The sequence below is a fragment of the Erwinia sp. Eh17-17 genome (assembly GCF_039675725.1).
Taxonomy (GTDB): Bacteria; Pseudomonadota; Gammaproteobacteria; order Enterobacterales; family Enterobacteriaceae; genus Erwinia.
The window spans coordinates 99204-123543 of the sequence record NZ_JBDFQT010000003.1; the positions used below are offsets into that span (position 1 = coordinate 99204).

Consider the following 24340-nt stretch of genomic DNA (forward strand, 5'->3'; position numbering starts at 1 on the left):
CCAGCAAAGATACGCGATTTTGCAGCATTCTGCGCGGTTTTTTACAGAATGACAGACAGCAAAACGGCCCCCGCAGGAGCCGTTATTTAAACCGTATGGCGAATTATTTCTTTTTCGCTTTCGGGTTTGGCAGGTCGGTGATGCTGCCTTCGAAGATTTCCGCCGCCAGGCCAACCGATTCGTGCAGGGTTGGGTGAGCGTGGATGGTCAGAGCCAGATCTTCGGCATCACAACCCATCTCGATAGCCAGACCGATCTCGCCCAGCAGCTCGCCGCCGTTGGTGCCGACAATCGCACCACCAATCACACGGTGAGTGTTTTTGTCGAAGATCAGTTTGGTCATACCGTCTGCACAGTCGGAAGCGATAGCACGGCCTGACGCCGCCCACGGGAAGGTGGACGTTTCATAGCTGATGCCTTTCTCTTTCGCTTCTTTCTCGGTCAGACCGACCCAGGCAACTTCTGGCTCAGTATAGGCGATTGATGGGATCACTTTCGGGTCGAAGTAGTGCTTCAGACCGGAAATCACTTCTGCTGCCACGTGGCCTTCATGCACGCCTTTATGTGCCAGCATTGGCTGACCCACGATGTCGCCGATCGCGAAGATGTGCGGTACGTTGGTACGCATCTGCTTGTCGACACGAATAAATCCGCGGTCGTCCACTTCCACGCCTGCTTTACCAGCATCCAGACCTTTACCGTTCGGTACGCGGCCAATCGCCACCAGCACCGCGTCATAACGCTGCGGTTCAGATGGCGCTTTTTTGCCTTCCATCGTCACGTAGATGCCATCTTCTTTGGCTTCTACCGCCGTCACTTTGGTTTCCAGCATCAGGTTGAACTGCTTAGAGATGCGTTTGGTGAACACTTTCACCACATCTTTGTCAGCCGCCGGGATCACCTGGTCAAACATTTCGACCACGTCGATCTGCGAACCCAGTGCGTGATACACGGTCGCCATTTCCAGACCGATGATACCGCCCCCCATAACCAGCAGGCGATCAGGCACTTCTTTCAGTTCCAGCGCATCGGTAGAATCCCAGACGCGTGGATCTTCATGAGGAATAAATGGCAGTTCAATTGGACGGGAACCGGCCGCGATAACCGCATTATCAAAGGTGATAACGGTTTTGGTGCCATCTTCGGCGGTCACTTCCAGGGTATTGGCACCGGTAAATTTACCCAGGCCATTCACCACATTGACTTTACGGCCTTTTGCCATGCCGGCCAGGCCACCGGTCAGCTGGGTGATCACTTTCTCTTTCCAGCTGCGGATCTTATTCACATCTGTCTGCGGCTTGCCGAACACGATACCGTGTGCTTCCAGCGCTTTAGCTTCTTCAATCACCTTCGCCACGTGCAGCAGGGCTTTAGAAGGGATACAGCCAACATTCAGACAAACACCACCGAGGGTGCTGTAACGCTCAACGATTACGGTCTCCAGACCTAAATCGGCTGCACGGAAGGCTGCGGAGTAGCCTGCAGGACCTGCCCCAAGTACCACGACCTGAGTTTTAATTTCTGTACTCATCATGACCTCTTATTTGATAGTCCGGCGGGTCAGAGCTGATACCCGTATATTGGGTATATTATTCAACGTCCTTCTTCCACCGGGACGCGTTCACCGCAAGAGTTTACAGAATTGTTAATAAACTGCAAACCACGGTGCCACGAATCACTACAACAACTTACAACAAGGCCGGCTTTCGCCGGCCTTGATTACCGTTACATCACCAGACGGCGAATGTCGGCCAGTGCGTTATTGATAATGGTGATAAAGCGCGCACCATCTGCACCGTCAATGACGCGGTGGTCGAAGGAGAGCGACATCGGCATCATCAGACGCGGCGTGAACTCTTTGCCATTCCACACCGGCTCGATAGCCGACTTGGAAACACCGAGGATTGCCACTTCCGGCGCATTAACGATTGGCGCAAAGTGAGTTGTCCCGATACCCCCCAGGCTGGAGATGGTGAAGCAACCGCCCTGCATTTCGCCTGCGGTCAGCTTGCCATCACGGGCTTTCTTCGAGATAGCCATCAGTTCGCGCGACAGCTCAGTGATACCTTTCTTGTTCACATCCTTGAACACCGGAACCACCAGACCGTTTGGCGTATCAACCGCCACACCGATGTTGATGTATTTCTTCAACGTCAGTTTCTGCGCATCTTCAGACAGTGAACTGTTGAAGCGTGGCATCTGCTCAAGCGCAGCCGCAACGGCTTTCATGATGAACACCACCGGGGTGAATTTCACGTCAAGCTTACGCTTCTCAGCTTCGGCGTTCTGCTGCTTGCGGAAAGCTTCCAGCTCGGTGATATCGGTTTTGTCGAAGTGAGTCACGTGTGGGATCATCACCCAGTTACGGCTCAGGTTAGCACCAGAAATTTTCTGGATACGGCCCAGTTCAACTTCTTCGATCTCACCAAACTTGCTGAAGTCCACTTTCGGCCATGGCAGCATGCCTGGCAGACCGCCGCCAGCAGCAGCAGGTGACTCAGCACGTTTCACCGCGTCTTTAACGTAGCTCTGCACGTCTTCTTTCAGAATACGGCCTTTACGTCCGGTGCCTTTGACTTTCGCCAGGTTTACACCGAATTCACGCGCCAGACGGCGAATCACCGGGGTAGCGTGAACGTAAGCGTCGTTTTCAGCAAACTCTGACTTCGCATCCGCTTTAGCAGGAGCCGCCGCCGGGGCCGCTTTCTCTTCCTGTTTAGCCGGAGCCGGAGCAGCAGCCTCAGTGCTTTGTGCAGGAGCCGCCGCCGGAGCCGCGCCCTCCACTTCAAACACCATCACCAGAGAACCGGTGCTGACTTTGTCGCCGGTAGCGATTTTGATCTCTTTAACCGTACCCTCGAATGGCGCAGGCACTTCCATTGAGGCTTTGTCGCCTTCAACGGTGAGGATCGACTGTTCAGCAGCAACCTTGTCGCCAACTTTAACCATGATCTCGGTCACTTCAACTTCGTCGCCGCCGATATCCGGTACGTTAACGTCTTTGGCTGCGCTGGCCGCCGGGGCCGCTGCCGGAGCGGCCGGAGCCGCTTCTTCTTTCTTCTCTTCGGCCGCAGCCGGTGCTGCTGCACCGCCTGCCGCTTCGAAGATCATAATCAGTTTGCCGGTTTCGACTTTATCGCCGGTGGCAACTTTGATCTCTTTAACAACGCCAGCCTGTGGGGACGGCACTTCCATTGAGGCTTTATCACCCTCAACCACCAGCAGTGACTGCTCAACTTCTACAGTGTCGCCCACTTTGACCAGAATCTCGGTGACTTCAACTTCGTCCGCACCGATGTCCGGGACATTAATTTCGATAGCCATTACTCTATTACCTCTTATGCCAGACGTGGGTTGACTTTATCTGCGTCGATGTCGAACTTAACGATAGCGTCAGCCACCACTTTTTTGTCGATTTCGCCACGTTTAGCCAGTTCACCCAGGGCTGCAACCACCACGTAAGATGCGTCCACTTCGAAGTGGTGACGCAGATTCTCACGGCTGTCTGAACGACCGAAGCCGTCAGTACCCAGTACGCGGTAATCGCTGGCAGGGATGTAGCTGCGAACCTGCTCGGCGAACAGTTTCATATAGTCAGTCGATGCAACGGCAGGGGCATCGTTCATCACCTGAGCGATGTACGGCACGCGTGCTTCTTCTGTCGGGTGCAGCATGTTCCAGCGCTCACAGTCCTGACCATCACGGGCCAGCTCAGTGAAGGAGGTTACGCTGTAGATGTCAGAACCCACGCCGTAGTCTTTCGCCAGGATATCGGCTGCTTCACGCACGTGACGCAGGATAGAACCTGAACCCAGCAGCTGAACTTTACCTTTGCTACCTTCTTTGCTGTCCAGTTTATAGATACCTTTACGGATACCCTCTTCTGCACCGGCCGGCATAGCTGGCATATGGTAGTTTTCGTTCAGCGTGGTGATGTAGTAGTACACATTTTCCTGCGCTTCGCCGTACATACGCACCAGGCCGTCATGCATGATGACCGCAACTTCATAAGCGTAGGCTGGATCGTAAGAGATACAGTTAGGGATAGTCAGAGACTGAATATGGCTGTGACCATCTTCGTGCTGCAGACCTTCACCATTCAGCGTTGTACGACCGGAGGTTCCGCCCACCAGGAAGCCACGCGCCTGCTGGTCACCCGCTGCCCAGCACAGGTCACCGATACGCTGGAAACCGAACATGGAGTAGTAGATGTAGAACGGGATCATCGGCAGATTGTTGGTGCTGTAAGACGTTGCCGCCGCCAGCCACGATGCGCCTGCACCCAGTTCGTTAATCCCTTCCTGCAGGATCTGACCTTTTTCGTCTTCTTTATAGTAAGCAACCTGCTCACGGTCCTGCGGAGTGTACTGCTGGCCGTTCGGGCTGTAGATACCGATCTGGCGGAACAGACCTTCCATACCGAAGGTACGCGCTTCATCCGCAATGATGGGCACCAGGCGATCTTTGATCGACGGGTTCTTCAGCATCACGTTCAGGGCACGCACGAAGGCGATAGTGGTTGAGATCTCTTTGTTCTGCTCATCCAGCAGCGCACGGAAATCTTCCAGCACCGGCATATCCAGCTTCTCGCTGAATTTCGCTTCACGGGTTGGCAGGTAGCCGCCCAGTTTTTCGCGCTGACCGTGCAGATAGTTGTACTCGTCAGACCCTTTTTCGAAGGTCACATACGGCAGTTTTTCAATGGCTTCATCGCTGACCGGCACGTTGAAACGATCGCGGATGTAGCGTACGCCATCCATGTTCATTTTCTTGACCTGGTGCGCGATGTTTTTACCTTCGGCCGTCTCACCCATACCATAACCTTTGATGGTATGTGCCAGAATCACCACAGGTTTGCCTTTGGTGTCCTGCGCTTTTTTCAGTGCCGCGAAGACTTTCTTCGGATCGTGACCACCACGGTTCAGTGCCCAGATCTCGTCGTCGGTCATATCTTTCACCAGCGCTGCGGTTTCCGGATATTTACCGAAGAAGTGCTCACGAACATAGGCACCGTTACGGGATTTAAAGGTCTGATAGTCGCCGTCAACGGTTTCGTTCATCAGCTGGATCAATTTACCGCTGGTATCTTTACGCAGCAGCTCATCCCAGCGACCGCCCCAGATAACTTTGATCACTTCCCAGCCAGCGCCACCAAAGATGCCGTCCAGCTCGTTGATGATCTTGCCGTTACCGGTGACCGGGCCATCCAGACGCTGCAAGTTACAGTTGATGATGAAGACCAGGTTATCCAGTTTTTCACGGGTGGCGATAGTGATCGCACCTTTAGATTCTGGCTCATCCATCTCACCGTCACCGAGGAAGGCGTAAACGGTCTGCTGAGAGGTATCTTTCAGGCCACGGTGTTCCAGATATTTCAGGAATTTAGCCTGATAGATCGCACCCAGTGGGCCCAGGCCCATTGATACGGTCGGGAACTGCCAGAAGTCAGGCATCAGTTTAGGATGCGGGTAAGAGGACAGGCCTTTACCATCCACTTCCTGACGGAAGTTGTTCATCTGGTCTTCAGTCAGACGACCTTCCAGGAACGCACGGGCATACACACCCGGAGAGATGTGGCCCTGGAAGTAAACCAGATCGCCGCCGTCTTTTTCGGTGCGCGCGCGGAAGAAGTGGTTAAAGCACACTTCATACACGGTGGCAGAAGACTGGAAGGAGGACATGTGGCCACCCAGATCCATGTCTTTCTTGGAAGCACGCAGAACGGTCATGATGGCGTTCCAGCGAATAGCGGAACGGATACGACGCTCTAAAGACGTGTTGCCCGGATATTCCGGCTCATCTTCAACAGCAATAGAGTTGACATAGTTACTGGCTCCCGCGCCGGCAGCCACTTTCACGCCACCTTTACGTGCACCATTCAATACCTGGTCAATCAGATACTGTGCGCGCTCAACACCTTCTTCACGGATTACCGATTCAATCGCTTCTAACCAGTCGCGAGTTTCGATCGGATCCACGTCATTGTTTAAACGTTCTGACATGGGGGTATTCCTTATCTGTGTCTAATTACGTTGAATTGTCTGGAGCCTGTCTCTTTGTGCTCTGGTGATGCCCGCTAGCAAAACACAAAGAGACAGGCCCGTCGTTTATACCTTTATAGGTACGTGCCGCGTTATATTTACGCGTTAATCCTTACGTTGCTGTAAACGTCGCAAGGAGCGCTCTCTGCGACTCTGCTCCCGACTCCTGTCCAGCAATATTTCCTCTATAAACGCCAGATGGCGGTGTGAAGCTTCGCGCGCCTGTTCCGGCTCACGTGCCACAATCGCCTCAAAAATACTGGCGCGATGACCACTCACTTTCTCCAGCATCTCACGACGCGAGTAGAGCATTTCAAAGTTCTGTCTGACGTTCTGTTGCAGCATCGGGCCCATGCTGCGGAGAAGATGTAAAAGCACAACATTATGTGCGGCTTCTGTGACAGCAATCTGATACTGCATCACGGCATTGGCCTCTGCGTCGAGATCGCCACTTTGCTGGGCAGTCTGAATTTGCAGATGGCAGTCGCGGATACGCACCAGATCCTCGTCAGTGCCGCGCAGTGCGGCATAATAGGCAGCAATCCCTTCCAGTGCATGACGTGTTTCTAACAGGTCGAACTGGGATTCAGGATGGTCAGCCAGTAATTCTACGAGCGGGTCGCTCAGGGTTTTCCACAAATTGCTCTGGACGAAGGTGCCACCGCCCTGGCGGCGTAATAACAGGCCCTTAGCTTCGAGGCGCTGAATAGCTTCACGCAGGGAGGGACGGGAGACGTCGAACTGTACGGCCAGCTCGCGCTCGGGCAGCAGTTTCTCTCCGGGACGCAGCGTCCCTTCCATAATCAGGGACTCAAGCTGCTGCTCGATAGCATCAGAGAGCTTAGGTTGGCGGATCTTGCTGTAGGCCATCATCCCTTCTATTTCGATTTGCCAGAGTAAATTGGTAATACCAATTGCAAAAAGGAGCCCGTAAAGTAACAAAGTATTCACCTGATGTCCATATGGCAACCTGCTGAAACCAGACCGCCGTCTCGTTGACGATCAGGGACTAAACAGACAAACAGGTAAGACTTTATTCGCCCCGCAAATGTTAAATTTGGTAACTTTTTTGAAAGGCGGCAGCGAGTTAGTGGCTGAACAGCGTCCCCACCATAAGAGAATGCTATTCGTCATTCTTGTTCATTTGTGACAGAAAACAGGAAACGAAAACTGCGAGCGATCGTTGATTTTTTGGGCATTCTTTCGCACAGAAAGCAAAAGCGAGTGCAATACCGTTCGCTTAACACTATTCTCTTCGCCAGGATAGGTTTTGCCCTATTTTCATTTACACGACAGCGTAAAGTTTTTAATACATTATCGAATATTATTAGAACGAGGTTTCTATGGAACAACAGCAGGGCGAAACGCTGAAGCGGGGGTTAAAAAACCGCCATATTCAGTTGATTGCATTAGGCGGGGCTGTGGGTACTGGCCTGTTTCTGGGTAGTGCATCGGTTATTCAATCAGCAGGTCCTGGGGTTATTCTTGGCTATGCCATCGCCGGTTTTATCGCCTTCCTGATTATGCGCCAGTTAGGTGAAATGGTAGTAGAAGAACCTGTTGCAGGCAGCTTCAGCCATTTTGCCTATAAATACTGGGGTAACTTCGCCGGTTTCGCTTCTGGCTGGAACTACTGGGTGCTGTATGTGCTGGTGGCGATGGCGGAACTGACCGCGGTAGGTAAATATATCCAGTTCTGGTATCCGGATATCCCGACGTGGATGTCGGCTGCGGTATTCTTCGTGATTATCAACGCCATCAACCTGACCAACGTGAAAGTGTTCGGTGAGATGGAGTTCTGGTTCGCCATTATTAAAGTGGTTGCCGTGGTCGCGATGATCCTGTTCGGCGGCTGGCTGCTGCTCAGCGATACCGCTGGCCCGCAGGCTACCGTACGCAACCTCTGGGAACAGGGCGGCTTCCTGCCGAACGGCTTTACCGGGCTGGTGATGATGATGGCGATTATCATGTTCTCCTTCGGTGGCCTGGAGCTGGTCGGCATTACCGCTGCGGAAGCCGATAACCCGGAAACCAGCATTCCAAAAGCCACCAATCAGGTGATTTATCGCATCCTGATTTTCTATGTGGGCTCCCTGGCAGTGCTGCTGTCACTGCTGCCGTGGACTCGCGTGACTGCGAATACCAGCCCGTTCGTCCTGATTTTCCACGAGCTGGGTGATGCACTGGTGGCTAACGCCCTTAACGTAGTGATCCTGACGGCGGCGCTGTCGGTGTATAACAGCTGCGTTTACTGTAACAGCCGCATGCTGTTCGGCCTGGCGCAGCAGGGCAACGCGCCGAAAGCCCTGCTGAAAGTTGACGGTCGCGGTGTGCCGGTGATCTCTATCCTGTTCTCTGCCGTCGCCACTGCGCTATGCGTACTGCTGAACTACCTGATGCCAGGCGAAGCGTTTGGCCTGCTGATGGCGCTGGTGGTTTCCGCCCTGGTCATTAACTGGGCGATGATCAGCCTGGCGCACATGAAGTTCCGCCGTAAGAAAGATCAGCAGGGTGTAAAAACCCGCTTCCCGGCGCTGCTCTATCCGCTGGGTAACTGGATCTGCCTGCTGTTCCTGGCGGGTATTCTGGTGCTGATGGCGATCACCCCAGGTATGGCCATCTCCGTGTGGCTGATCCCGGTCTGGGTCGCCATTCTCGGTGTCGGCTACTGGGTGAAGAACCGCGCTCAGCGCGCGTAAACATTCACCGCGCTTCAGATTCGGCCAGCAGATGCTGGCCGAATTGTTATCTGCCTCACACTTTCCCCCTCCCAGGCGTTTTGTCCATCTCTGCGACGTTTTGCACCTGCGTACTCCCAGCCATTAGCGTGAATACTCTCGATAACTTACGACATGCGGGAGAATAATCCATGAAGGGCACAAAGCTCTCAGTCAGAGAAAAAATCGGTTACGGAATGGGCGATGCCGGATGCAATATGATCGGCGGCGCAATCATGCTTTTTCTTAACTATTTTTATACCGATGTCTTCGGCCTGGCCCCTGCGCTGGTGGGAATTTTACTGCTCTCGGTCAGGGTACTTGATGCCGTGACCGACCCGATTATGGGGGCGATTGCCGACCGGACTCAGAGCCGCTGGGGGCGCTTCCGTCCCTGGCTATTGTGGATCTCTGTACCCTACGTGCTGTTCAGCGTGCTGATGTTCACCACCCCGGACTGGAGCTATAACAGCAAGGTGATCTGGGCATTTGCCACCTACTTCATGATGTCCCTGACCTATACCGCCATCAATATTCCCTACTGCTCCCTCGGCGGAGTGATAACCAGCGATCCCGGCGAGCGTGTCTCCTGCCAGTCGTATCGCTTTGTCATGGTCGGTGTTGCCACGCTGATACTTTCACTGACTTTACTGCCGCTGGCGGAATGGTTTGGCGGTGACAACAAGGCGCGCGGCTACCAGATGGCGATGAGTGTGATGGCGCTGGTGGCACTGCTGATGTTCCTGTTCTGCTTTGCCACAGTGCGCGAGCGTATTCGCCCGGCCGTACCCAGCAATGACGACCTGAAGGCCGATCTGCGCGACGTGTGGAAGAACGATCAGTGGGTGCGCATTCTGCTGCTGACCTTCTGCAACGTCTGCCCTGGCTTTATCCGTATGGCGGCCACCATGTATTACGTCACCTGGGTGATGCAGCAGTCCACCCACTTCGCCACGCTGTTTATCAGCCTGGGCGTGGTGGGCATGATGATCGGCAGCACCCTGGCGAAAATTCTGACCGACCGCTGGTGCAAGCTGAAAGTGTTCTTCTGGACCAATATCGTGCTGGCGATCTTCTCCGGTGGTTTTTACTTCCTCGATCCACAGGCGACCGTGCTGGTGCTGGTGATGTACTTCCTGCTCAATATTCTGCATCAGATCCCGTCACCGCTGCACTGGTCGCTGATGGCCGATGTCGATGACTACGGCGAGTGGAAAACCGGTAAACGCATTACCGGCATCAGCTTCTCCGGCAACCTGTTCTTCCTGAAAGTGGGGCTGGCCGTGGCCGGAGCCATGGTTGGCTTCCTGCTCTCCTGGTATGGTTACAACGCCGGGGCGAAACAACAGAGTCCGGCCGCCCTGAACGGTATCGTGCTGCTGTTCACCGTTATCCCCGCAGTCGGCTATCTGATTACTGCCGGCGTGGTGCGCCTGCTGAAAGTCGACCGCAAGCTGATGCAACAAATTCAACAGGATCTCGAACAGCGTCGCACTAACTATCAGGAACTGAACGATTATCACGAACGTAAAGAGCTGAAAACCAAACCACAAGGAGCCGCACGATGAGCCTCTGGCCTAACCCTTTAATTGAACAGCGCGCCGACCCGTTCATTCTGCGCCATCAGGGCAGCTACTACTTTATCGCTTCGGTGCCGGAATACGATCGTCTGGAGATCCGCCGCGCCGCTACCCTCTCCGGGCTGGCACAGGCCGATGCCGTGGTGATATGGCGCAAGCCCGATCGCGGGCCGATGAGTGCGCTAATCTGGGCACCGGAACTGCATTTTATTGACGGTCAGTGGGTTGTCTATTTTGCTGCTGCCCCGTCACAGGAGATTAAACAGGGGCTGTTCCAGCACCGGATGTTTGCCCTCACCTGTGATGATGCCGACCCGCTCAGCGGAGAGTGGGTGGAGCGCGGGCAGATCCTGACCCCCATCGACAGCTTCGCGCTGGATGCAACGCATTTCGTCCATCAGGGGAAGAACTGGTATCTGTGGGCGCAGAAAGATCCGGCCATTCCCGGCAACTCGAATCTCTACCTGGCAGAACTGGCCACCCCATGGCAGATCAAGGGCCAGCCGGTGATGCTCAGCCGCCCGCAGTATGAGTGGGAGTGTGCCGGTTTCAGCGTGAATGAGGGTCCGGCGGTGGTGCGTCACGGTCAGCGGCTGTTTGTCAGCTACTCCGCCAGTGCCACCGACGAAAATTACTGCATGGGATTGTTGTGGATTGATGCAGACGCAGATCCGTTGCGGGCCGAAAACTGGCAAAAATCCGCCGCACCGGTCTTTACCACCAGCTGGGAAAATCGCCAGTATGGTCCCGGACACAACAGTTTTACAGAGGGTGAAAACGGCGAAGACGTACTGGTCTATCACGCACGTAATTACACGGAAATCGAAGGAGACCCGCTGTATGACCCTAACCGTCATACCCGAGTGAAAGCCTTTTACTGGGGTACCGATGGCATGCCGCAGTTCGGCACACCACCGGCAGACACGGCGTCAGACCAGGGTGCCGTAAATCGTCAGTAATGCCACCGCCACCACGATCACCAGCGACACTTTTTTCGCCAGTGCAACCGCAATGCGCGGGGTCTCTACCTTGTCCAGATGAGGATCGCGCGCCAGTGAAAACTGAGCGAGTCGGGTCAGAACCTGATACTGCGGGGTGTGGCGGTCACCCAGCGAAGCAAACCAGGCGGGGAGCGCACGCTCCCCGTGCCCCAACAGGGCATAGGCGACGCCGACCAGGCGCACAGGGATCCAGTCAACCCAGTGCAGAATAGCGTCCACGCCTGACTGCGCGCGCGCCAGCGAATTCTGTTGACGCGCCAGCCAGCTTTGCCAGGCGCGTAAAAATGCATAGCCCACCAGCAGCACCGGGCCCCACGAGCCCCCCACCACAAACCACAGCAGCGGCGCGAGGTAAAACCGGTAATTAATCCACAGCAGGGCGTTCTGCAACTCTGCTAAAAACTCACGCTCGCTGCACTCTCCCGGCACGCCGTGGATCAGCGTTAACTCCTCAATCATCGCCTTGTGAGCATCGGCGTCGTTATGGCTGGCCGCTTTCAGATAAGCGTGATAGTGCATGCGCATCGACCCGGCCCCGATACACAGCAGACCTGTCAGTATCCAGCAGAGTAACACCGGCACACCGAAGAACAGTCCTTTCAGCGCCATCAGGCACAGAGCGACCATCGCCATGATCACCAGCAACATCACCAGCGTTCTGAGCAGCGAAAAACGCTGACGGGCGCGGAACAGCGGCATCAGATGATGATCGAGCTGCCAGTGTTCGCCCATTTTAAATAGTCGTTCCCATCCGAGAACCAGTAACAGGCTGAATAACGTCATACCTTAACTCCTGTAGACCTGAGATCGGCATAGAAACGCGCCCAGTCAAAAGACGGTCCGGGGTCAGTTTTACGTTCCGGCGCAATATCGCTGTGCCCGGTGATGTGCTGTGCCATAGCAGGGTAATGCTGTATCAGTAGCGCGGTCACCGCCTGCAGTGACTGATATTGCGCATCGGTATAGGGCAGCGTATCTGTTCCTTCCAGCTCAATGCCCACAGAAAAATCATTGCAGGCCTCACGCCCCTGATAACGGGAAACTCCGGCATGCCAGGCCCGCAGGTGGAAAGGGACATACTGTACAATCTCGCCGTCGCGGCGGATCAGACAGTGCGCCGACACCTGTAAATGGCAGATACCGGCAAAATAAGGATCGGCGCTGGGATCCAGTTCACCGGTAAACAGCTTATCTATCCACGGACCGCCAAACTCGCCGGGTGGCAGACTGATATTGTGGATCACCAGCAGAGAAGGTGACTCCTCGTCCGGTCGCTGATTAACATGCGGCGACGGTACCTGACGCACCCCCGCGATCCACCCATCTTGCAACTGCATACCGCTTCTCCTGTGTTCTGATTCCCGCAGATTAGCATGATTTTTTTCTGCTTAATCAAACTTCTCTGTTGGCCATTTTATGACGGCGAAAAATATTTTCACTTTTCTGCATCCGATTTCCCCGTTCAGCCGTAGATAGTTATAACCAGCATCATTGGGGTGACAGCAGGCAGGCAAATCGTTTCGTTCAGGCCGTTGTCGCTCCATACATGGCGGGAATATGTAAGGCAAAAACGCCTTCTCTTACCCTGAGGAATGCATCATGAAAACATTCATCCGTACCGCGCTGTGTGCTTCATTACTGCTCAGTACCGCATCAATGGCTGAGATGACCCGAAATACCGTAATGGTGGGCGGGGCAGCAATGTACCCTTCACAAAACATCGTTGAGAATGCACTTAATTCGAAAGATCACACCACGCTGGTGGCTGCGGTAAAAGCCGCAGGGCTGGCAGAGACACTGCAAGGTCCCGGCCCGTTCACCGTCTTTGCACCGACCAATGCCGCCTTTGCCAAACTTCCGGCCGGTACGGTAGACAACCTGCTGAAACCGGAAAACAAAGCCACGCTGACCAGCGTGCTGACCTACCATGTGGTCGCCGGAAAGTATGATATGAAAGCACTGATGAAAAAAATCAAGCAGGGCAACGGCAGCACCGAGCTGAAGACCGTTAACGGCGCGCCCCTGTGGCTGATGATGAATGGCCCACACAATATTCAGGTAAAAGATGATAAAGGCAATGTTGCCAATATCAGCACCTATGACGTGCAACAAAAAAATGGCGTGATTGATGTTATTGATACGGTACTGATGCCTTAATCCATCGTGTGCCAACACCAAGGGAAAAATAAATATACCCGCTGATGTTAAAATAAAGGGTATATAATTGGTGCAGCTGGTTTTTTCATACTCCTTCTGCACTTCTTTTTTCAGGATGCTTCATGACGGACGACGTAACAGATAGCCAGATTTTATTAATGAAGGCCATTGCGGCCGGCGATAAACGGGCATTTGAGGCGACATACCGCCGTTATTCACCTTATCTCTTTGCTATTGCACTGCGGATGTTGCGCCGTCGCGACTGGGCAGAAGAGGTGCTGCATGACAGTTTCCTAACCGTCTGGCAGCGTGCCGGTAGCTTTGACCCGGCACTCAGCGCCCCGAAAACCTGGCTGACCAACATTGTGCGCAACCGTGCGATAGATTATCTGCGCCTGCAGGATAACCGCGTTGAAGAACTGGAAGAGGATGACACCCTTTTTGACGTTGAGCATTCAACGGCGGAGTTACCTTCAGGTTCACAGTCGCGCAGGCTGACAGACTGTATGACACAGCTGTCTTCTGAACAGCGACAAAGCGTTACGCTGGCGTATTACCAGGGGCTGTCGCACAGTGAAATTGCGCTGCACCTGCAACAACCTGCCGGAACCATTAAAAGCTGGATCCGCCGCGCATTAACTCAACTGAAAGAGTGTGTGGGCATATGAAAAGCAGACGCGATTTTGACTCAGCACTGGCCGCAGAGTATGCCCTTGGAACCCTGCGCGGTGCCGCACGCCAGCGCTTTGCCCGCCGCCTGTTAAAGGAACCTGACCTGGCGGCAGAGGTCAGTCGCTGGCAAAACTCACTGGCTGAACTCGACCAGCAAGTGGCTCCCGTTCCCCCGCCGGAAGCCGTCTGGCAGCGTATTGCCCGCGGACTTCCTGCCGATAAAGCGCCGGCAAGTAACCTGCGCTGGCCCTGGCTGGGTTGGGTGCTGGCCGCCTCCTTTGCCGGAGCGCTGCTTTACACCCAGTTTACTGCGCCACCGGCTCCACAGGCCGTTGCCGTGCTGAATGGAAACAATCAGCAGGGTTCATGGGTGGTCAGCCTGAGCCAGGATAAAACGCAGTTAATGGTTCAGGCCGTCAATGCGTCGGCCATCCAGTCCGACCGCAGCTTGCAGCTGTGGCTGATCCCTCCTGGGGAAAAACCACAGTCGCTGGGCCTGGTTAACGATTCAGGCCGTCAGCGCGTTGCCGTGACGGAACTTCAGCTGGCCAGGCTACCCACGCTTGCCATCAGCCTTGAACCCCGTGGCGGATCTCCAACCGGACAGCCTACCGGTCCGGTGCTGTACAGCGGTCAAATCATGCCTCTGTAGCCATGCTGCTGGCCTGCGGCAAAGCCGGGGCCAGCTGCGCCAGTAATATCTCACGTAAGCGCTCTGCGGCAGCGGGTAACACCTCCTGCCCCAGGTGCAGCGCCATGCCTAACTCCCCCATCTGCGGTAACGCCGGATGATGCAGCCTTTGTAACCCGCCAGGCAAGCCAAACTCGCTGCGCAGCGTGAGCCCCAGTCCGGCCGCTGCCGCAGCCCAGATACCGCTCAGGCTTCGACTGGTAAAGGCCACCCGCCACGGGATGGCTGCGTGATCCAGCGCATCTATAGCGCGGGTACGCATCAGACACGGGGCATCAAAAAGCAGCAGCGGCAGTACCTCCCCCCTTTCTAACCATAACGCCAGCGGTAGCGTCTCGCGGCCAATCCAGCACAGTGCTTTAGCCTGGAGCGGCTGCGTAAAACGCGAGCTTTCCTCTGCCTGCCAGCACAGCGCCAGGTCCAGCTCTCCCTGGCGGATGCCCTGCAGCAGCTCGACGTTACGCCCGATACGCGCAGAGACCTGCACCAGCGGATGCGCACGGGAAAACTGTCCCAGCAGTTCGGGCAGCAGCGTCTCGCCAAAATCCTCCTGCAACCCAATGCGAACGTGGCCGGCAACATCGCGCCCGGTTAGCGCACTGAAGGCTTCATCATTTAAAGCCAGCATCCGCCGCCCGTAGGCCATCAGCAGCTCACCATTATCAGTCAGCGCCAGGCGCCTCCCGGCCTTCTGCAACAGCGGCAGGCCCGTTTGTTGCTCCAGTTTTTTTAGCTGCGCACTGACCGCAGAGGTCGAGCGGTTCAGGCGTTCGGCTGCCTGGGCAAAACTCCCCAGTTCAATACCGAGGACAAACGTGCGTAACGCGTCCATGTCGAACGTCATTCGTTTAAACGGCTGCATTTACCATCCTGATTTTCGGGATTATTAATACCAATCTATGCGATTTTATAAACTATTTTTAGGCTTTATGCTGCTGACTTCTTCTCTGATAAAGGAACTCCGGCATGACGACCTCCCTCGACCGTGACAGCCTGGCCAGCGTAGCCCCTGCCCTTGCCGCTATTACCGAACACACTCTGTTTGGCACTATCTGGCAGCGTGAAGAACTGAACAAGCGTGAACGCAGCCTGATTACCGTGGCGGCGTTAATCGCCATGGGCCGCCAACAGCAGTTACCCTGGCACCTGGATTTTGCCCGACAGCACGGCCTGACGAACACCGAGCTGGCCGAAGTGATGACGCACCTGGCGTTTTACTGCGGCTGGCCTGCCGCCGTTTCTGCCCTGAGCCTGCTGCCGCAACCCAACCACGATACCCAGGAGTAACCGATGCCTTTTAGCCGTATTGCCCTGCCCGCCGGAACCACACCCGATTTCAAAAAAACACTGTCTGAGATTCTGCACCGCACGCTGGTCGATTATTTCGATGTGCCACCGGATGACTGTTTCCAGCTGCTGGATGAATATGCACCAGGCCAGCGGGTATTCTCGCGCGATTACCTCGGCGGCCCGCGCTCTGAGGGTTTTATCTGGTTTCATATCACCGCAGGCAGACCTCGTTCTGCGCAGCAAAAAGAACAGTTCTATTATCATCTGTCACAGCGACTGGCCTCTGAACTGACAGTACGCCCGGAAGATGTGATGGTCACACTGAGTTTTACCCAGCCTGAGGACTGGTCTTTCGCCAGCGGGCAACCCTTTCACTGGCCGGTGTAGAACGGTGAACGATCGCGCGGCAGCCGCTGGCATGGGCGGTATAAACACGCTAGCATGTCAGCCTCTGTTATCCGACCTTTCGGAGTTTGATCATGACATCCCGCCGTTACGATCCGGACAGCCGCCGCGCTGAATTAATGGGCCGTATTGAGGACGATATTCCCCCTGGCGTCGCCCAGGCACTGCGTGAAGACCTGGGGGGTGAAATCGACCCCTGCCAGGACATTACCGCCAGCCTGCTGGCCGCCGACACCCCGTCCCATGCGGTGGTGATTACCCGTGAAGCGGGTATCTTTTGCGGCAAACGCTGGGTCGAAGAGGTCTTTATCCAGTTGGGTAATAAAACGCAGATTGTCTGGCACGTTGATGACGGTGATGCCATCGTCGCCGATCAAACCCTGTTCGAGGTGACTGGCCCGGCACCGCTGATCCTTACGGCTGAACGTACCGCCCTGAACTTTGTGCAGACGCTTTCCGGCGTGGCAACAGAAGTCAGCCGCTACGTCGCTCTGCTGGAAGGCACCGGGACGCAGTTGCTCGATACCCGTAAGACGCTGCCAGGGCTGCGTACGGCGCTGAAATATGCGGTGCTGTGCGGTGGCGGTGCTAATCACCGTCTGGGTTTGTCCGATGCCTTTCTGATTAAAGAGAACCACATTATTGCCTGCGGATCGGTTGCCAAAGCGGTTGAAAAAGCCCTCTGGCTGCACCCGGATGTGCCGGTAGAAGTGGAAGTCGAGTCGCTGGATGAACTCGAACAGGCGCTGAAGGCCGGGGCCGACATCGTGATGCTGGACAACTTCACCGTTGAACAGATGCGTGAAGCCGTCAGAGTGAGTGATGGCCGCGCGCTGCTTGAGGTATCGGGTAACGTCACCGACCAAACTCTGCGAACTTTTGCCGAGACCGGAGTGGACTATATTTCCGTGGGTGCCCTGACCAAACATGTGCGTGCCCTCGACCTGTCGATGCGCTTTCGTTAAGAGGAACGACGCTCAGGTGACATAGCGTCTGCCAGTGACCCCGTTGTACTCCAGGCCAGCCGACCGTGCTGGCCTTTTTTCTGCCCGCGTTCTGATTTTGCGAGGCATTTTCCAGACATTATCTTCCCCGCTGCAACGTGCAAAAACGCTTTACGGCCTGCCTCTGAAAACGGCAGTTTGCCGCTGGCGTACCCTTAGCCGCCCCCGTTATGTTGCCAGCCTCACTACACAAGGAGGTTTGCCATGATCCCACAGCAGGGCTTTACCCTGATCGAACTGATGATTGTTATTGCCATCATTGCCATTCTCAGCGCCATTGGCCTGCCCGCTTACCAGGGCTATCTGCAAAAAGCGGCGCTGACGGATATGCTGCAGACGGCAATGCCGTATAAAACCGCCGTCGAACTGTGCAGCCTTGAACACGGGGGGAGCGGTAATTGCAGTGCGGGAAGTCACGGTGTCCCTGCTGAACGGACCTCGCGCTATGTTTCCGCACTGACCACAAATGCAGGCGTGATTACCCTTACCGGTCAGGAGAGCCTGCAGGGGTTAAGCGTCAAACTGACCCCGCAGTGGGACAGCAATGACGGTCAGTTAAGCTGGCAACGCAGTTGCAGCAGCGGAAATATCAGCCTGAAGGAGGCCTGTCAGGAGGTGTTCCGTTTTGATGAGGAACAGGTCCCATGATGCCAGAAACTCAGCGGGCAATAGAGACGATCTGCCAGCGGTACGGGGCGATCGTTCTTGAGTGCAGCGCACACCGGCTGCATATTGCCATGGCGGAGGCACCCGGCCACGAGATGATGGCCGCGCTGCGCTTCACCACCCAAAGCACCATCGACGTCGAATGCTGGCCCCAGGCAAGGCTTGAGCAATTTTCACGCCAGACGAACCCCGCCCCTCCTGCCACGCCTGACGGTCTGGAAGAACCGACGGGCAGCGCGGTGGAAAAAATAGATGCCCTGCTGAATCAGGCCCTGCAAAAACGGGCCTCTGACATTCACATTGAGCCGCAGGAAAACGCTGTGCGTATTCGGCTGCGCGTCGATGGTGTACTCCAGGTGCTGCCCGTCGCAGGGTTTGAACACAGCGCGTCGTTGATTGCCCGCTTAAAGATCCTTGCAGGTCTGGATATTGCTGAACGCAGAGTGCCACAGGACGGGCAGTTTTCGCGGTCACTCAATCATAAAAATGAGTCATTCCGCCTGTCGACTCTGCCGACACGTTTTGGTGAAAAAGCCGTCGTGCGCCTGCTGCAAAGCGATATCCGGGCTATTGCTCTGGAAAACCTCGGCATGTCCCCGCCGCTCCTGAAGCGTTATCGCGAGGCGCTTTCCCGCCCACAGGGCATGATTCTGGTCACCGGACCTACCGGTAGCGGGAAAACCTTTACTCTTTACAGCGGACTCAGCTGGCTGAATGTCGCCACGCGCAATTTATGCAGCGTCGAAGATCCCGTCGAGATCCCGATGGCTGGCGTTAATCAGACACAGATTCACCCCCGTTCGGGCCTGGACTTCCATCGGGTATTGCGCGCACTGCTGCGCCAGGATCCGGACGTCATTATGATCGGCGAGATCCGCGACGGTGAAACTGCTGAGATCGCCGTGAAAGCCGCTCAGACCGGCCATCTGGTCCTCTCAACGCTGCACACTAATTCGACGACTGAAACACTGGTACGTCTGGGTCAGATGGGAGTACCGGGATACCTGCTGGCCTCTGCACTTAAACTGGTGGTGGCGCAACGCCTGGTGCGTAAGCTTTGTCCGCACTGCCGCCAGACCGCAGAGGCGACAGCCCACTTTCCTCCTCATGTCTGGCCAGGCACCGTACAGAACTGGCGTGCTGTCGGCTGCGAACAGTGCTTCTCTGGCTACTATGGTCGCCTGCCGCTGTTTGAAATGCTGCCGATCTCCGCCCGGTTACAAAATGCGCTGGCAAAATCAGCACGCCCGGAAGAGCTGGCAGAAATTGCCCGGCAGCAGGGCATGAATTCCCTGTTTGTTGAGGGACTTCACTGTGTGAACCGCGGTGACACCACGCTGGAAGAGTTAAACCGGGTAACAGGGGGCAGTGATGAATGAACGCACTCTTTATCGCTGGCAGGCTATCGATGATGAGGGAAAACTGCACCAGGGTGCTGGTTTTGCCACCAGTGCGGGCCAGATTGCTGACGATCTGGCAGCATTGCATCAGTACCCTTTAAAGGTCTCTCGTGCCCGCCGTTACGGCTCCCGCCACTGGCAGTGGACTGAAAAAACGGCCTTTGTTCGCCAGCTGGCCACGCTGCTGAAAGCGGGAATGTCGCTGCCGGGCTGCTTACAGCTCCTGGGGGAAGATCATCCTGACCCTGCCTGGCAGGCCCTGCTCTTTCACTTGCAGCAGCGCATCTCAACCGGGGAGCCTTTTTCGCAGGCTTTAGCACAGTGGCCGGACGTATTTCCGGCACTGTATCCGGCGCTGATTCACATTGGTGAACTGACCGGTGAGCTGGACGAATGCTGCCAGCAGCTGGCAGATCAGCAGGAGCGGCAGCAACAATTGCAGCTGAAAGTAAAAAAAGCCCTGCGCTATCCGCTATTTATTCTGGCGGTAGCACTGTTGGTCAGTGCCGGAATGCTGGTCTTTGTCCTGCCAGAATTCGTCGCTATTTATGACACCTTCAACGCCCCGCTGCCCGCCTTTACCGCCGCAGTCATCGCCCTCTCTCAGATGCTACAGCAGCAGGCTATATGGCTGATGGCGCTGATAATTACTGTCGGGATATTGTGGAAAACTCAGCACAGGAGGTCTCCGAACTGGCAGCGCTGCGAACAGCGTCTTTTACTTCGTTTACCGCTGATTGCTGCCTTATATAAGGGCAGCCTGCTCGGCCAGATTTTCACGACGCTCGCGCTGACGCATCATGCCGGGCTGACGCTTTTGCAAAGCCTGCAGGCCGTGGAAAAAACCCTGTCTCCGCTGCTCTGGCGCGAAGCCATCGCACAGCTCCAGCGGCATATTGAGACCGGTCACCCTCTTCATCAGGCGATGAAGTCACACGCGTTATTTACACCGCTGTGTTATCAGTTAGTCAAAGTCGGGGAAGAGTCAGGCTCGCTGGATACGCTGCTGGTCAGGCTGGCAAACTGGCATGAGCAACAAACTCACCAGTTAGCCGATACGCTGGCAGCCGCGCTGGAGCCATTGATGATGCTGGTGATCGGGGGAATTGTCGGTACGCTGGTGGTGGCAATGTACCTGCCCGTATTCCGCCTGGGGGACGCACTGGGTTAACGATGGATCCCCCGACCGGCAGGACGGGGGAACAGGAGCGCCACGGGCATTTTAGCGGTTAAAAATTCGGTTTTCCTGCTCATTGACACGGATAAACGTCGTGCGCTTGGTCAGTTCTTTCAGCCTTTCGGCCCCGACGTAGGTGCAGGCTGAACGCAGACCGCCGAGAATGTCGCGCGCGGTGAGTTCAACAGGACCGCGCAGCGGCAGCCTCACGGTTTTGCCTTCTGCGGCACGGTACTGCGCCACGCCGCCCACATGCCGTTTCATCGCTGACTCTGAACTCATACCGTAGAACAGCATAAACTGCTCGCCATTCTCTTCAACCAGCGTTCCCTCACACTCGTCGTGAGCGGCCAGCATGCCGCCCAGCATGACAAAATCTGCGCCGCCGCCAAAGGCTTTTGCGACATCGCCAGGCACCGAACAGCCACCGTCGCTGACGATCTGTCCGCCGAGTCCGTGCGCCGCATCAGCACACTCAATGACGGCGGACAGTTGGGGATAGCCAACCCCCGTTTTTACGCGAGTTGTACAGACAGAACCTGGACCGATACCCACCTTAACGATATCCGCGCCGGAGAGGATCAGCTCCTCAACCATTTCCCCGGTCACGACATTACCGGCACAAATTGTTTTCCCCGGACAGGCCTCGCGAGCGCGGCGCAGGAAGGCGACAAAGTGTTCAGAGTAGCCATTAGCCACGTCGATGCAGATAAAGTTAAGCGCAGGCGACAGCGCGAGGATCTGCTGGAGCTTGAGGAAGTCGGCCTCAGAAGTGCCGGTGGACACCATGACGTGCTGAAGTACAGCAGGTGATGCGCGATCGACAAATGCCCGCCACTGTTCAAAGCTGTAATGTTTATGGACTGCGGTAAGAATGTCAAATGAAGCCAGTGCTTCCGCCATGCTGAACGTGCCGACGGTATCCATATTCGCAGCAATGATCGGTATGCCAGACCAGGCGATGCCAGAATGCTTGAAGGTGAACTGACGTTCAAGTTCAACCTGAGAACGGCTCTGTAACGTAGAACGCTTTGGCCGGATAAGAACATCTTTAAAGCCTAACTTAATGTCTTCTTCAATACGCATGACTGGTTTCCTGGTTGATGGCGTGGGTGCAAGGATGCACCTTACAAGCTACGCTTGTGGTCACAAGCTGAATGCCAGCTCCAGTGACGCTATCATACGCGCTAAAAACGCGCCGACAAGACTGCGAAACTGACTTTATTTACGTTACAATCTGGGAAATTTACCTGTGAATTTGTCTTGTGATCTGCGCCACATATTTGTGTCAACGCCGCAAAAGACAGTGCAGCAAGGCAGCGAGAGTCAGACCTATGCGCTATATCGTGGCGCTGACCGGTGGTATCGGCAGCGGAAAAAGCACCATTGCAAACGCCTTTGCCGGGCTGGGCGTTGATGTTGTCGACGCCGATGTGATCGCCCGTCAGGTTGTCGGGAAGGGGCAGCCCGTCCTGGCCAACATTCATGACCACTTTGGCAATGACGTCCTGCACCAGGATGGCTCATTAAACCGTGCCGTTTTGCGTCAAAAGATTTTCAGTTCACCGCAGGAGAAGCGCTGGATTGATAATTTGTTACATCCTCTTATCCACGCGGCTACGCAACAGCAGTTAGCATTAACGCGTTCAGCCTGGTGTTTGTGGGTGGTACCGCTGCTGGTAGAAAATAATTTGCAGCATCTGGCTAACCGCGTACTCGTGGTAGATGTGGATCGTGAAACGCAGCTGATCCGCACCATGCGCCGTGACAATATCAGTCGCGAGCAGGCCGAACACATTCTTGCTGCCCAGGCGACGCGTGAAGCTCGTCTGGCCGTTGCAGATGACATTATTGATAACTGTGGGTCACCTGATACGGTGATCGCACATGTTGCCGAACTCCATCAGCGTTATCTGGCGCTGGCGACGGCAGCCTTTCGGGATTAACAGTATGAGCACAACCGTTCTATTTGAGCACCCTCTGAATGAAAAAATGCGTACCTGGCTGCGTATCGAATTTTTATTAAAACAGCTTATCGCCAGTCAGAAAATTGTTGACCATCTTGGTGCCCTGACGTTTTTCCGCAATGCAGCCGAACTGCTGGATGTTTTTGAACGTGGTGAGTTGCGCACTGAGGTGTTAAAAGAGCTGGAGCGCCAGCAGCAAAAACTGCTTGGCTGGGCTGAAGTCCCCGGCGTTGATATGGCACGCATTGACACGCTGAGAAGTGACTTGAAGAGCTGTGGTACCGCGCTGATGGCCGCACCGCGTATGGGCCAACTGTTACGCGAAGAGCGCCTTATCGGTCTGGTGCGTCAGCGTCTGAGTATCCCTGGTGGCTGCTGCAGTTTCGACCTGCCGACGCTGCACATCTGGTTACATATTGAACAGCACCTGCGTGACCAGCAGGTGACAAACTGGCTAAACTCCCTCACCCCGATGCATAAGGCGCTGACGATGATCCTCGATCTCATCCGTCAGTCTGGTATTTTCCGCAACCATACCAGCCTGAATGGATTCTTCCAGGATAACGCGGAAGGAGCAGACCTGTTGCGTATGCAGCTGCGGCTGGATGATGCGTTATACCCTCAGATTTCCGGCCACAAGAGCCGCTATGCCATCCGTTTTCTGCCGCTGGACAGTGAACGTGGTGAAGTTCCTGCCCGCTTCGATTTCGAGCTGGCCTGTTGTTAAGGTAATCGTATGAATGATGTAACCATGGTGAACTGCCCGACCTGCGGCAAGCAGGTGATCTGGGATGAACTCAGCAGCTGGCGACCCTTCTGCAGCAAGCGCTGCCAGATTATCGACCTCGGCGAATGGGCCGCTGAAGAGAAGCGTATTCCCAGCAGCGACGGCCTGAATGATAATGAAAGCTGGAGCGAGCAGCTGCTGGATCGCGACTAAATAACACGGGTTAAGGCTGGGTCTGTTGCGCTTCGGCTTTCAGGCGCACGACCAGCTCAGCATTGGCGGGTGGAAACTCATCGGCCTGCAACTCAGCCTGTGCGACCCAGCGTGAAGGCTGGCCTTCACGCCCGTACGGTTCTCCGTTCCACTGCTCAACCATAAAGAAGTGCAGCGTCACGCGCAGATCGTCATAAGTATGATCGGCGCTGCCCCAGGCGCTGGCGCTCAGCACCTCAATGCCCGTCTCTTCCTGCAATTCGCGTTTTAACGCCTGTTCTGGTGTTTCACCGCTCTCAATTTTCCCGCCGGGGAATTCCCACATGTTTGCCATATGCGAGCTGGCAGCACGCTGTGCCAGAAAAATTTGCTGATGGCTGTTACGGATAACGCCCACCGCGACCTGGAGATGTTTCATCGTCTTCACTCTGCAAAAAAATTGAATGTTAGCCGCGCTACTTTAACACCGATAGCAGAGACTGTCCTGCGTTGGTCAGCACCCGGACTGACAGAATAAAACTTAAAGCCCCTTAGCCCGTAAGAAGATTAAGGCCGATTCTGTTTACCATCAGAAGGTATTTTCTTAGGGTGTGTCGCCAACCGCACGTGCAGTATTAATAGGAATAGTCACA

At 55.3% G+C, this 24340-nt stretch carries 24 protein-coding genes; 15 read left to right on the forward strand and 9 right to left on the reverse strand.

Annotated elements, in window-relative coordinates:
* Positions 1-103 precede the first annotated feature (103 nt).
* From lpdA to pdhR, 4 genes are all read right to left on the reverse strand, one after another.
* Positions 104-1531, reverse strand: a complete 1428-nt coding sequence (gene lpdA / locus ABEH87_RS10385; RefSeq protein ID WP_346576688.1) for a dihydrolipoyl dehydrogenase — start codon at positions 1529-1531, stop codon at positions 104-106.
* Positions 1532-1725: 194 nt separating this feature from the next.
* Positions 1726-3324 carry a pyruvate dehydrogenase complex dihydrolipoyllysine-residue acetyltransferase gene (gene aceF / locus ABEH87_RS10390; protein WP_346576306.1) on the reverse strand — a complete coding sequence of 533 codons (1599 nt, stop codon included), beginning with the start codon at positions 3322-3324 and terminating at the stop codon, positions 1726-1728.
* A 14-nt stretch (positions 3325-3338) separates the two neighbouring features.
* Positions 3339-6002 (reverse strand): pyruvate dehydrogenase (acetyl-transferring), homodimeric type, encoded by a 2664-nt coding sequence (gene aceE / locus ABEH87_RS10395; protein ID WP_346576307.1) that lies wholly within the window; start codon positions 6000-6002, stop codon positions 3339-3341.
* Positions 6003-6146: 144 nt separating this feature from the next.
* On the reverse strand, positions 6147-6911 hold the full coding sequence (gene pdhR / locus ABEH87_RS10400; protein ID WP_346576689.1) for a pyruvate dehydrogenase complex transcriptional repressor PdhR: 765 nt from the start codon (positions 6909-6911) through the stop codon (positions 6147-6149).
* Between the two features lie 473 nt (positions 6912-7384).
* Here pdhR and aroP point away from each other — a divergent pair, with 473 nt between their 5' ends.
* From aroP to ABEH87_RS10415, 3 genes are all read left to right on the forward strand, one after another.
* Complete coding sequence (aroP, locus tag ABEH87_RS10405) at positions 7385-8740, forward strand: aromatic amino acid transporter AroP (protein WP_346576308.1); 1356 nt, start codon at positions 7385-7387, stop codon at positions 8738-8740.
* Positions 8741-8910: 170 nt separating this feature from the next.
* Positions 8911-10326, forward strand: coding sequence for an MFS transporter (locus tag ABEH87_RS10410; protein WP_346576309.1), 1416 nt, complete (start codon positions 8911-8913; stop codon positions 10324-10326).
* On the forward strand, positions 10323-11297 hold the full coding sequence (locus tag ABEH87_RS10415; RefSeq protein ID WP_346576310.1) for a family 43 glycosylhydrolase: 975 nt from the start codon (positions 10323-10325) through the stop codon (positions 11295-11297). Before ABEH87_RS10410 ends, ABEH87_RS10415 begins: the two co-directional genes overlap by 4 nt.
* Here the strand turns inward: ABEH87_RS10415 and ampE are convergent.
* Complete coding sequence (gene ampE / locus ABEH87_RS10420) at positions 11268-12122, reverse strand: beta-lactamase regulator AmpE (RefSeq protein ID WP_346576311.1); 855 nt, start codon at positions 12120-12122, stop codon at positions 11268-11270. The two genes, ABEH87_RS10415 and ampE, sit on opposite strands and share 30 nt — an antisense overlap.
* Complete coding sequence (gene ampD, locus ABEH87_RS10425) at positions 12119-12676, reverse strand: 1,6-anhydro-N-acetylmuramyl-L-alanine amidase AmpD (protein ID WP_346576312.1); 558 nt, start codon at positions 12674-12676, stop codon at positions 12119-12121. Before ampD ends, ampE begins: the two co-directional genes overlap by 4 nt.
* Before the next feature lie 262 nt (positions 12677-12938).
* Here ampD and ABEH87_RS10430 point away from each other — a divergent pair, with 262 nt between their 5' ends.
* The 3 genes from ABEH87_RS10430 (at position 12939) to ABEH87_RS10440 (ending at position 14820) form a co-directional block, all read left to right on the forward strand.
* On the forward strand, positions 12939-13496 hold the full coding sequence (locus tag ABEH87_RS10430; RefSeq protein WP_346576313.1) for a fasciclin domain-containing protein: 558 nt from the start codon (positions 12939-12941) through the stop codon (positions 13494-13496).
* 122 nt (positions 13497-13618) lie between these two features.
* Positions 13619-14164, forward strand: a complete 546-nt coding sequence (locus ABEH87_RS10435; protein ID WP_346576314.1) for a sigma-70 family RNA polymerase sigma factor — start codon at positions 13619-13621, stop codon at positions 14162-14164.
* Positions 14161-14820, forward strand: a complete 660-nt coding sequence (locus tag ABEH87_RS10440; protein WP_346576315.1) for an anti-sigma factor — start codon at positions 14161-14163, stop codon at positions 14818-14820. Before ABEH87_RS10435 ends, ABEH87_RS10440 begins: the two co-directional genes overlap by 4 nt.
* Here ABEH87_RS10440 and ABEH87_RS10445 read toward each other — a convergent pair.
* A complete protein-coding gene (locus tag ABEH87_RS10445; protein ID WP_346576316.1) occupies positions 14807-15721 on the reverse strand; it encodes a LysR substrate-binding domain-containing protein in 915 nt (304 codons plus the stop codon). The two genes, ABEH87_RS10440 and ABEH87_RS10445, sit on opposite strands and share 14 nt — an antisense overlap.
* Positions 15722-15825: 104 nt before the next feature.
* Here ABEH87_RS10445 and ABEH87_RS10450 point away from each other — a divergent pair, with 104 nt between their 5' ends.
* The 6 genes from ABEH87_RS10450 to hofC all read left to right on the forward strand — a co-directional run bounded on the left by ABEH87_RS10450 (position 15826) and on the right by hofC (position 20795).
* The gene (locus tag ABEH87_RS10450) at positions 15826-16146 is read left to right on the forward strand and encodes a carboxymuconolactone decarboxylase family protein (RefSeq protein WP_346576317.1); all 321 of its coding nucleotides are present in this window, start codon (positions 15826-15828) and stop codon (positions 16144-16146) included.
* A 3-nt stretch (positions 16147-16149) separates the two neighbouring features.
* On the forward strand, positions 16150-16536 hold the full coding sequence (locus ABEH87_RS10455) for a tautomerase family protein (RefSeq protein ID WP_346576318.1): 387 nt from the start codon (positions 16150-16152) through the stop codon (positions 16534-16536).
* 92 nt (positions 16537-16628) lie between these two features.
* Entirely contained in the window at positions 16629-17519 is an 891-nt protein-coding gene (gene nadC / locus ABEH87_RS10460; RefSeq protein WP_346576319.1) for a carboxylating nicotinate-nucleotide diphosphorylase, read from the forward strand.
* A gap of 243 nt (positions 17520-17762) precedes the next feature.
* Positions 17763-18206 (forward strand): prepilin peptidase-dependent pilin, encoded by a 444-nt coding sequence (gene ppdD / locus ABEH87_RS10465; RefSeq protein ID WP_346576320.1) that lies wholly within the window; start codon positions 17763-17765, stop codon positions 18204-18206.
* A complete protein-coding gene (gspE, locus tag ABEH87_RS10470) occupies positions 18203-19603 on the forward strand; it encodes a type II secretion system protein GspE (RefSeq protein WP_346576321.1) in 1401 nt (466 codons plus the stop codon). The genes ppdD and gspE overlap by 4 nt, the downstream gene beginning before the upstream one ends.
* On the forward strand, positions 19596-20795 hold the full coding sequence (gene hofC, locus ABEH87_RS10475; protein WP_346576322.1) for a protein transport protein HofC: 1200 nt from the start codon (positions 19596-19598) through the stop codon (positions 20793-20795). Before gspE ends, hofC begins: the two co-directional genes overlap by 8 nt.
* A 51-nt stretch (positions 20796-20846) precedes the next feature.
* Here the strand turns inward: hofC and ABEH87_RS10480 are convergent, their stop codons facing one another.
* Positions 20847-21887: a GMP reductase gene (locus ABEH87_RS10480; protein ID WP_346576323.1), complete on the reverse strand. Its 1041-nt coding sequence runs from the start codon at positions 21885-21887 to the stop codon at positions 20847-20849.
* A gap of 248 nt (positions 21888-22135) precedes the next feature.
* Here ABEH87_RS10480 and coaE point away from each other — a divergent pair, with 248 nt between their 5' ends.
* Genes coaE through yacG form a run of 3 tightly spaced genes read left to right on the forward strand, consistent with a single transcriptional unit; the run spans position 22136 to position 23708 of the window.
* Complete coding sequence (gene coaE / locus ABEH87_RS10485) at positions 22136-22747, forward strand: dephospho-CoA kinase (RefSeq protein ID WP_346576324.1); 612 nt, start codon at positions 22136-22138, stop codon at positions 22745-22747.
* 4 nt (positions 22748-22751) lie between these two features.
* A complete protein-coding gene (gene zapD / locus ABEH87_RS10490; RefSeq protein WP_346576325.1) occupies positions 22752-23495 on the forward strand; it encodes a cell division protein ZapD in 744 nt (247 codons plus the stop codon).
* A 9-nt stretch (positions 23496-23504) separates the two neighbouring features.
* Positions 23505-23708, forward strand: coding sequence for a DNA gyrase inhibitor YacG (gene yacG, locus ABEH87_RS10495; RefSeq protein ID WP_346576326.1), 204 nt, complete (start codon positions 23505-23507; stop codon positions 23706-23708).
* A 10-nt stretch (positions 23709-23718) separates the two neighbouring features.
* On the opposite strand, the gene mutT is transcribed toward yacG, so the two are convergent.
* Positions 23719-24126 (reverse strand): 8-oxo-dGTP diphosphatase MutT, encoded by a 408-nt coding sequence (gene mutT / locus ABEH87_RS10500; RefSeq protein ID WP_346576327.1) that lies wholly within the window; start codon positions 24124-24126, stop codon positions 23719-23721.
* Positions 24127-24340 lie beyond the last annotated feature (214 nt).

Coding starts and splice junctions, on each gene's coding strand:
- lpdA (WP_346576688.1), bottom strand. CDS start 1,531: ATGAGTACAGAAATTAAAACTCAGGTCGTGGTACTTGGGGCAGGTCCT.
- aceF (WP_346576306.1), bottom strand. CDS start 3,324: ATGGCTATCGAAATTAATGTCCCGGACATCGGTGCGGACGAAGTTGAA.
- aceE (WP_346576307.1), bottom strand. CDS start 6,002: ATGTCAGAACGTTTAAACAATGACGTGGATCCGATCGAAACTCGCGAC.
- pdhR (WP_346576689.1), bottom strand. CDS start 6,911: ATGGCCTACAGCAAGATCCGCCAACCTAAGCTCTCTGATGCTATCGAG.
- aroP (WP_346576308.1), top strand. CDS start 7,385: ATGGAACAACAGCAGGGCGAAACGCTGAAGCGGGGGTTAAAAAACCGC.
- ABEH87_RS10410 (WP_346576309.1), top strand. CDS start 8,911: ATGAAGGGCACAAAGCTCTCAGTCAGAGAAAAAATCGGTTACGGAATG.
- ABEH87_RS10415 (WP_346576310.1), top strand. CDS start 10,323: ATGAGCCTCTGGCCTAACCCTTTAATTGAACAGCGCGCCGACCCGTTC.
- ampE (WP_346576311.1), bottom strand. CDS start 12,122: ATGACGTTATTCAGCCTGTTACTGGTTCTCGGATGGGAACGACTATTT.
- ampD (WP_346576312.1), bottom strand. CDS start 12,676: ATGCAGTTGCAAGATGGGTGGATCGCGGGGGTGCGTCAGGTACCGTCG.
- ABEH87_RS10430 (WP_346576313.1), top strand. CDS start 12,939: ATGAAAACATTCATCCGTACCGCGCTGTGTGCTTCATTACTGCTCAGT.
- ABEH87_RS10435 (WP_346576314.1), top strand. CDS start 13,619: ATGACGGACGACGTAACAGATAGCCAGATTTTATTAATGAAGGCCATT.
- ABEH87_RS10440 (WP_346576315.1), top strand. CDS start 14,161: ATGAAAAGCAGACGCGATTTTGACTCAGCACTGGCCGCAGAGTATGCC.
- ABEH87_RS10445 (WP_346576316.1), bottom strand. CDS start 15,721: ATGCAGCCGTTTAAACGAATGACGTTCGACATGGACGCGTTACGCACG.
- ABEH87_RS10450 (WP_346576317.1), top strand. CDS start 15,826: ATGACGACCTCCCTCGACCGTGACAGCCTGGCCAGCGTAGCCCCTGCC.
- ABEH87_RS10455 (WP_346576318.1), top strand. CDS start 16,150: ATGCCTTTTAGCCGTATTGCCCTGCCCGCCGGAACCACACCCGATTTC.
- nadC (WP_346576319.1), top strand. CDS start 16,629: ATGACATCCCGCCGTTACGATCCGGACAGCCGCCGCGCTGAATTAATG.
- ppdD (WP_346576320.1), top strand. CDS start 17,763: ATGATCCCACAGCAGGGCTTTACCCTGATCGAACTGATGATTGTTATT.
- gspE (WP_346576321.1), top strand. CDS start 18,203: ATGATGCCAGAAACTCAGCGGGCAATAGAGACGATCTGCCAGCGGTAC.
- hofC (WP_346576322.1), top strand. CDS start 19,596: ATGAATGAACGCACTCTTTATCGCTGGCAGGCTATCGATGATGAGGGA.
- ABEH87_RS10480 (WP_346576323.1), bottom strand. CDS start 21,887: ATGCGTATTGAAGAAGACATTAAGTTAGGCTTTAAAGATGTTCTTATC.
- coaE (WP_346576324.1), top strand. CDS start 22,136: ATGCGCTATATCGTGGCGCTGACCGGTGGTATCGGCAGCGGAAAAAGC.
- zapD (WP_346576325.1), top strand. CDS start 22,752: ATGAGCACAACCGTTCTATTTGAGCACCCTCTGAATGAAAAAATGCGT.
- yacG (WP_346576326.1), top strand. CDS start 23,505: ATGAATGATGTAACCATGGTGAACTGCCCGACCTGCGGCAAGCAGGTG.
- mutT (WP_346576327.1), bottom strand. CDS start 24,126: ATGAAACATCTCCAGGTCGCGGTGGGCGTTATCCGTAACAGCCATCAG.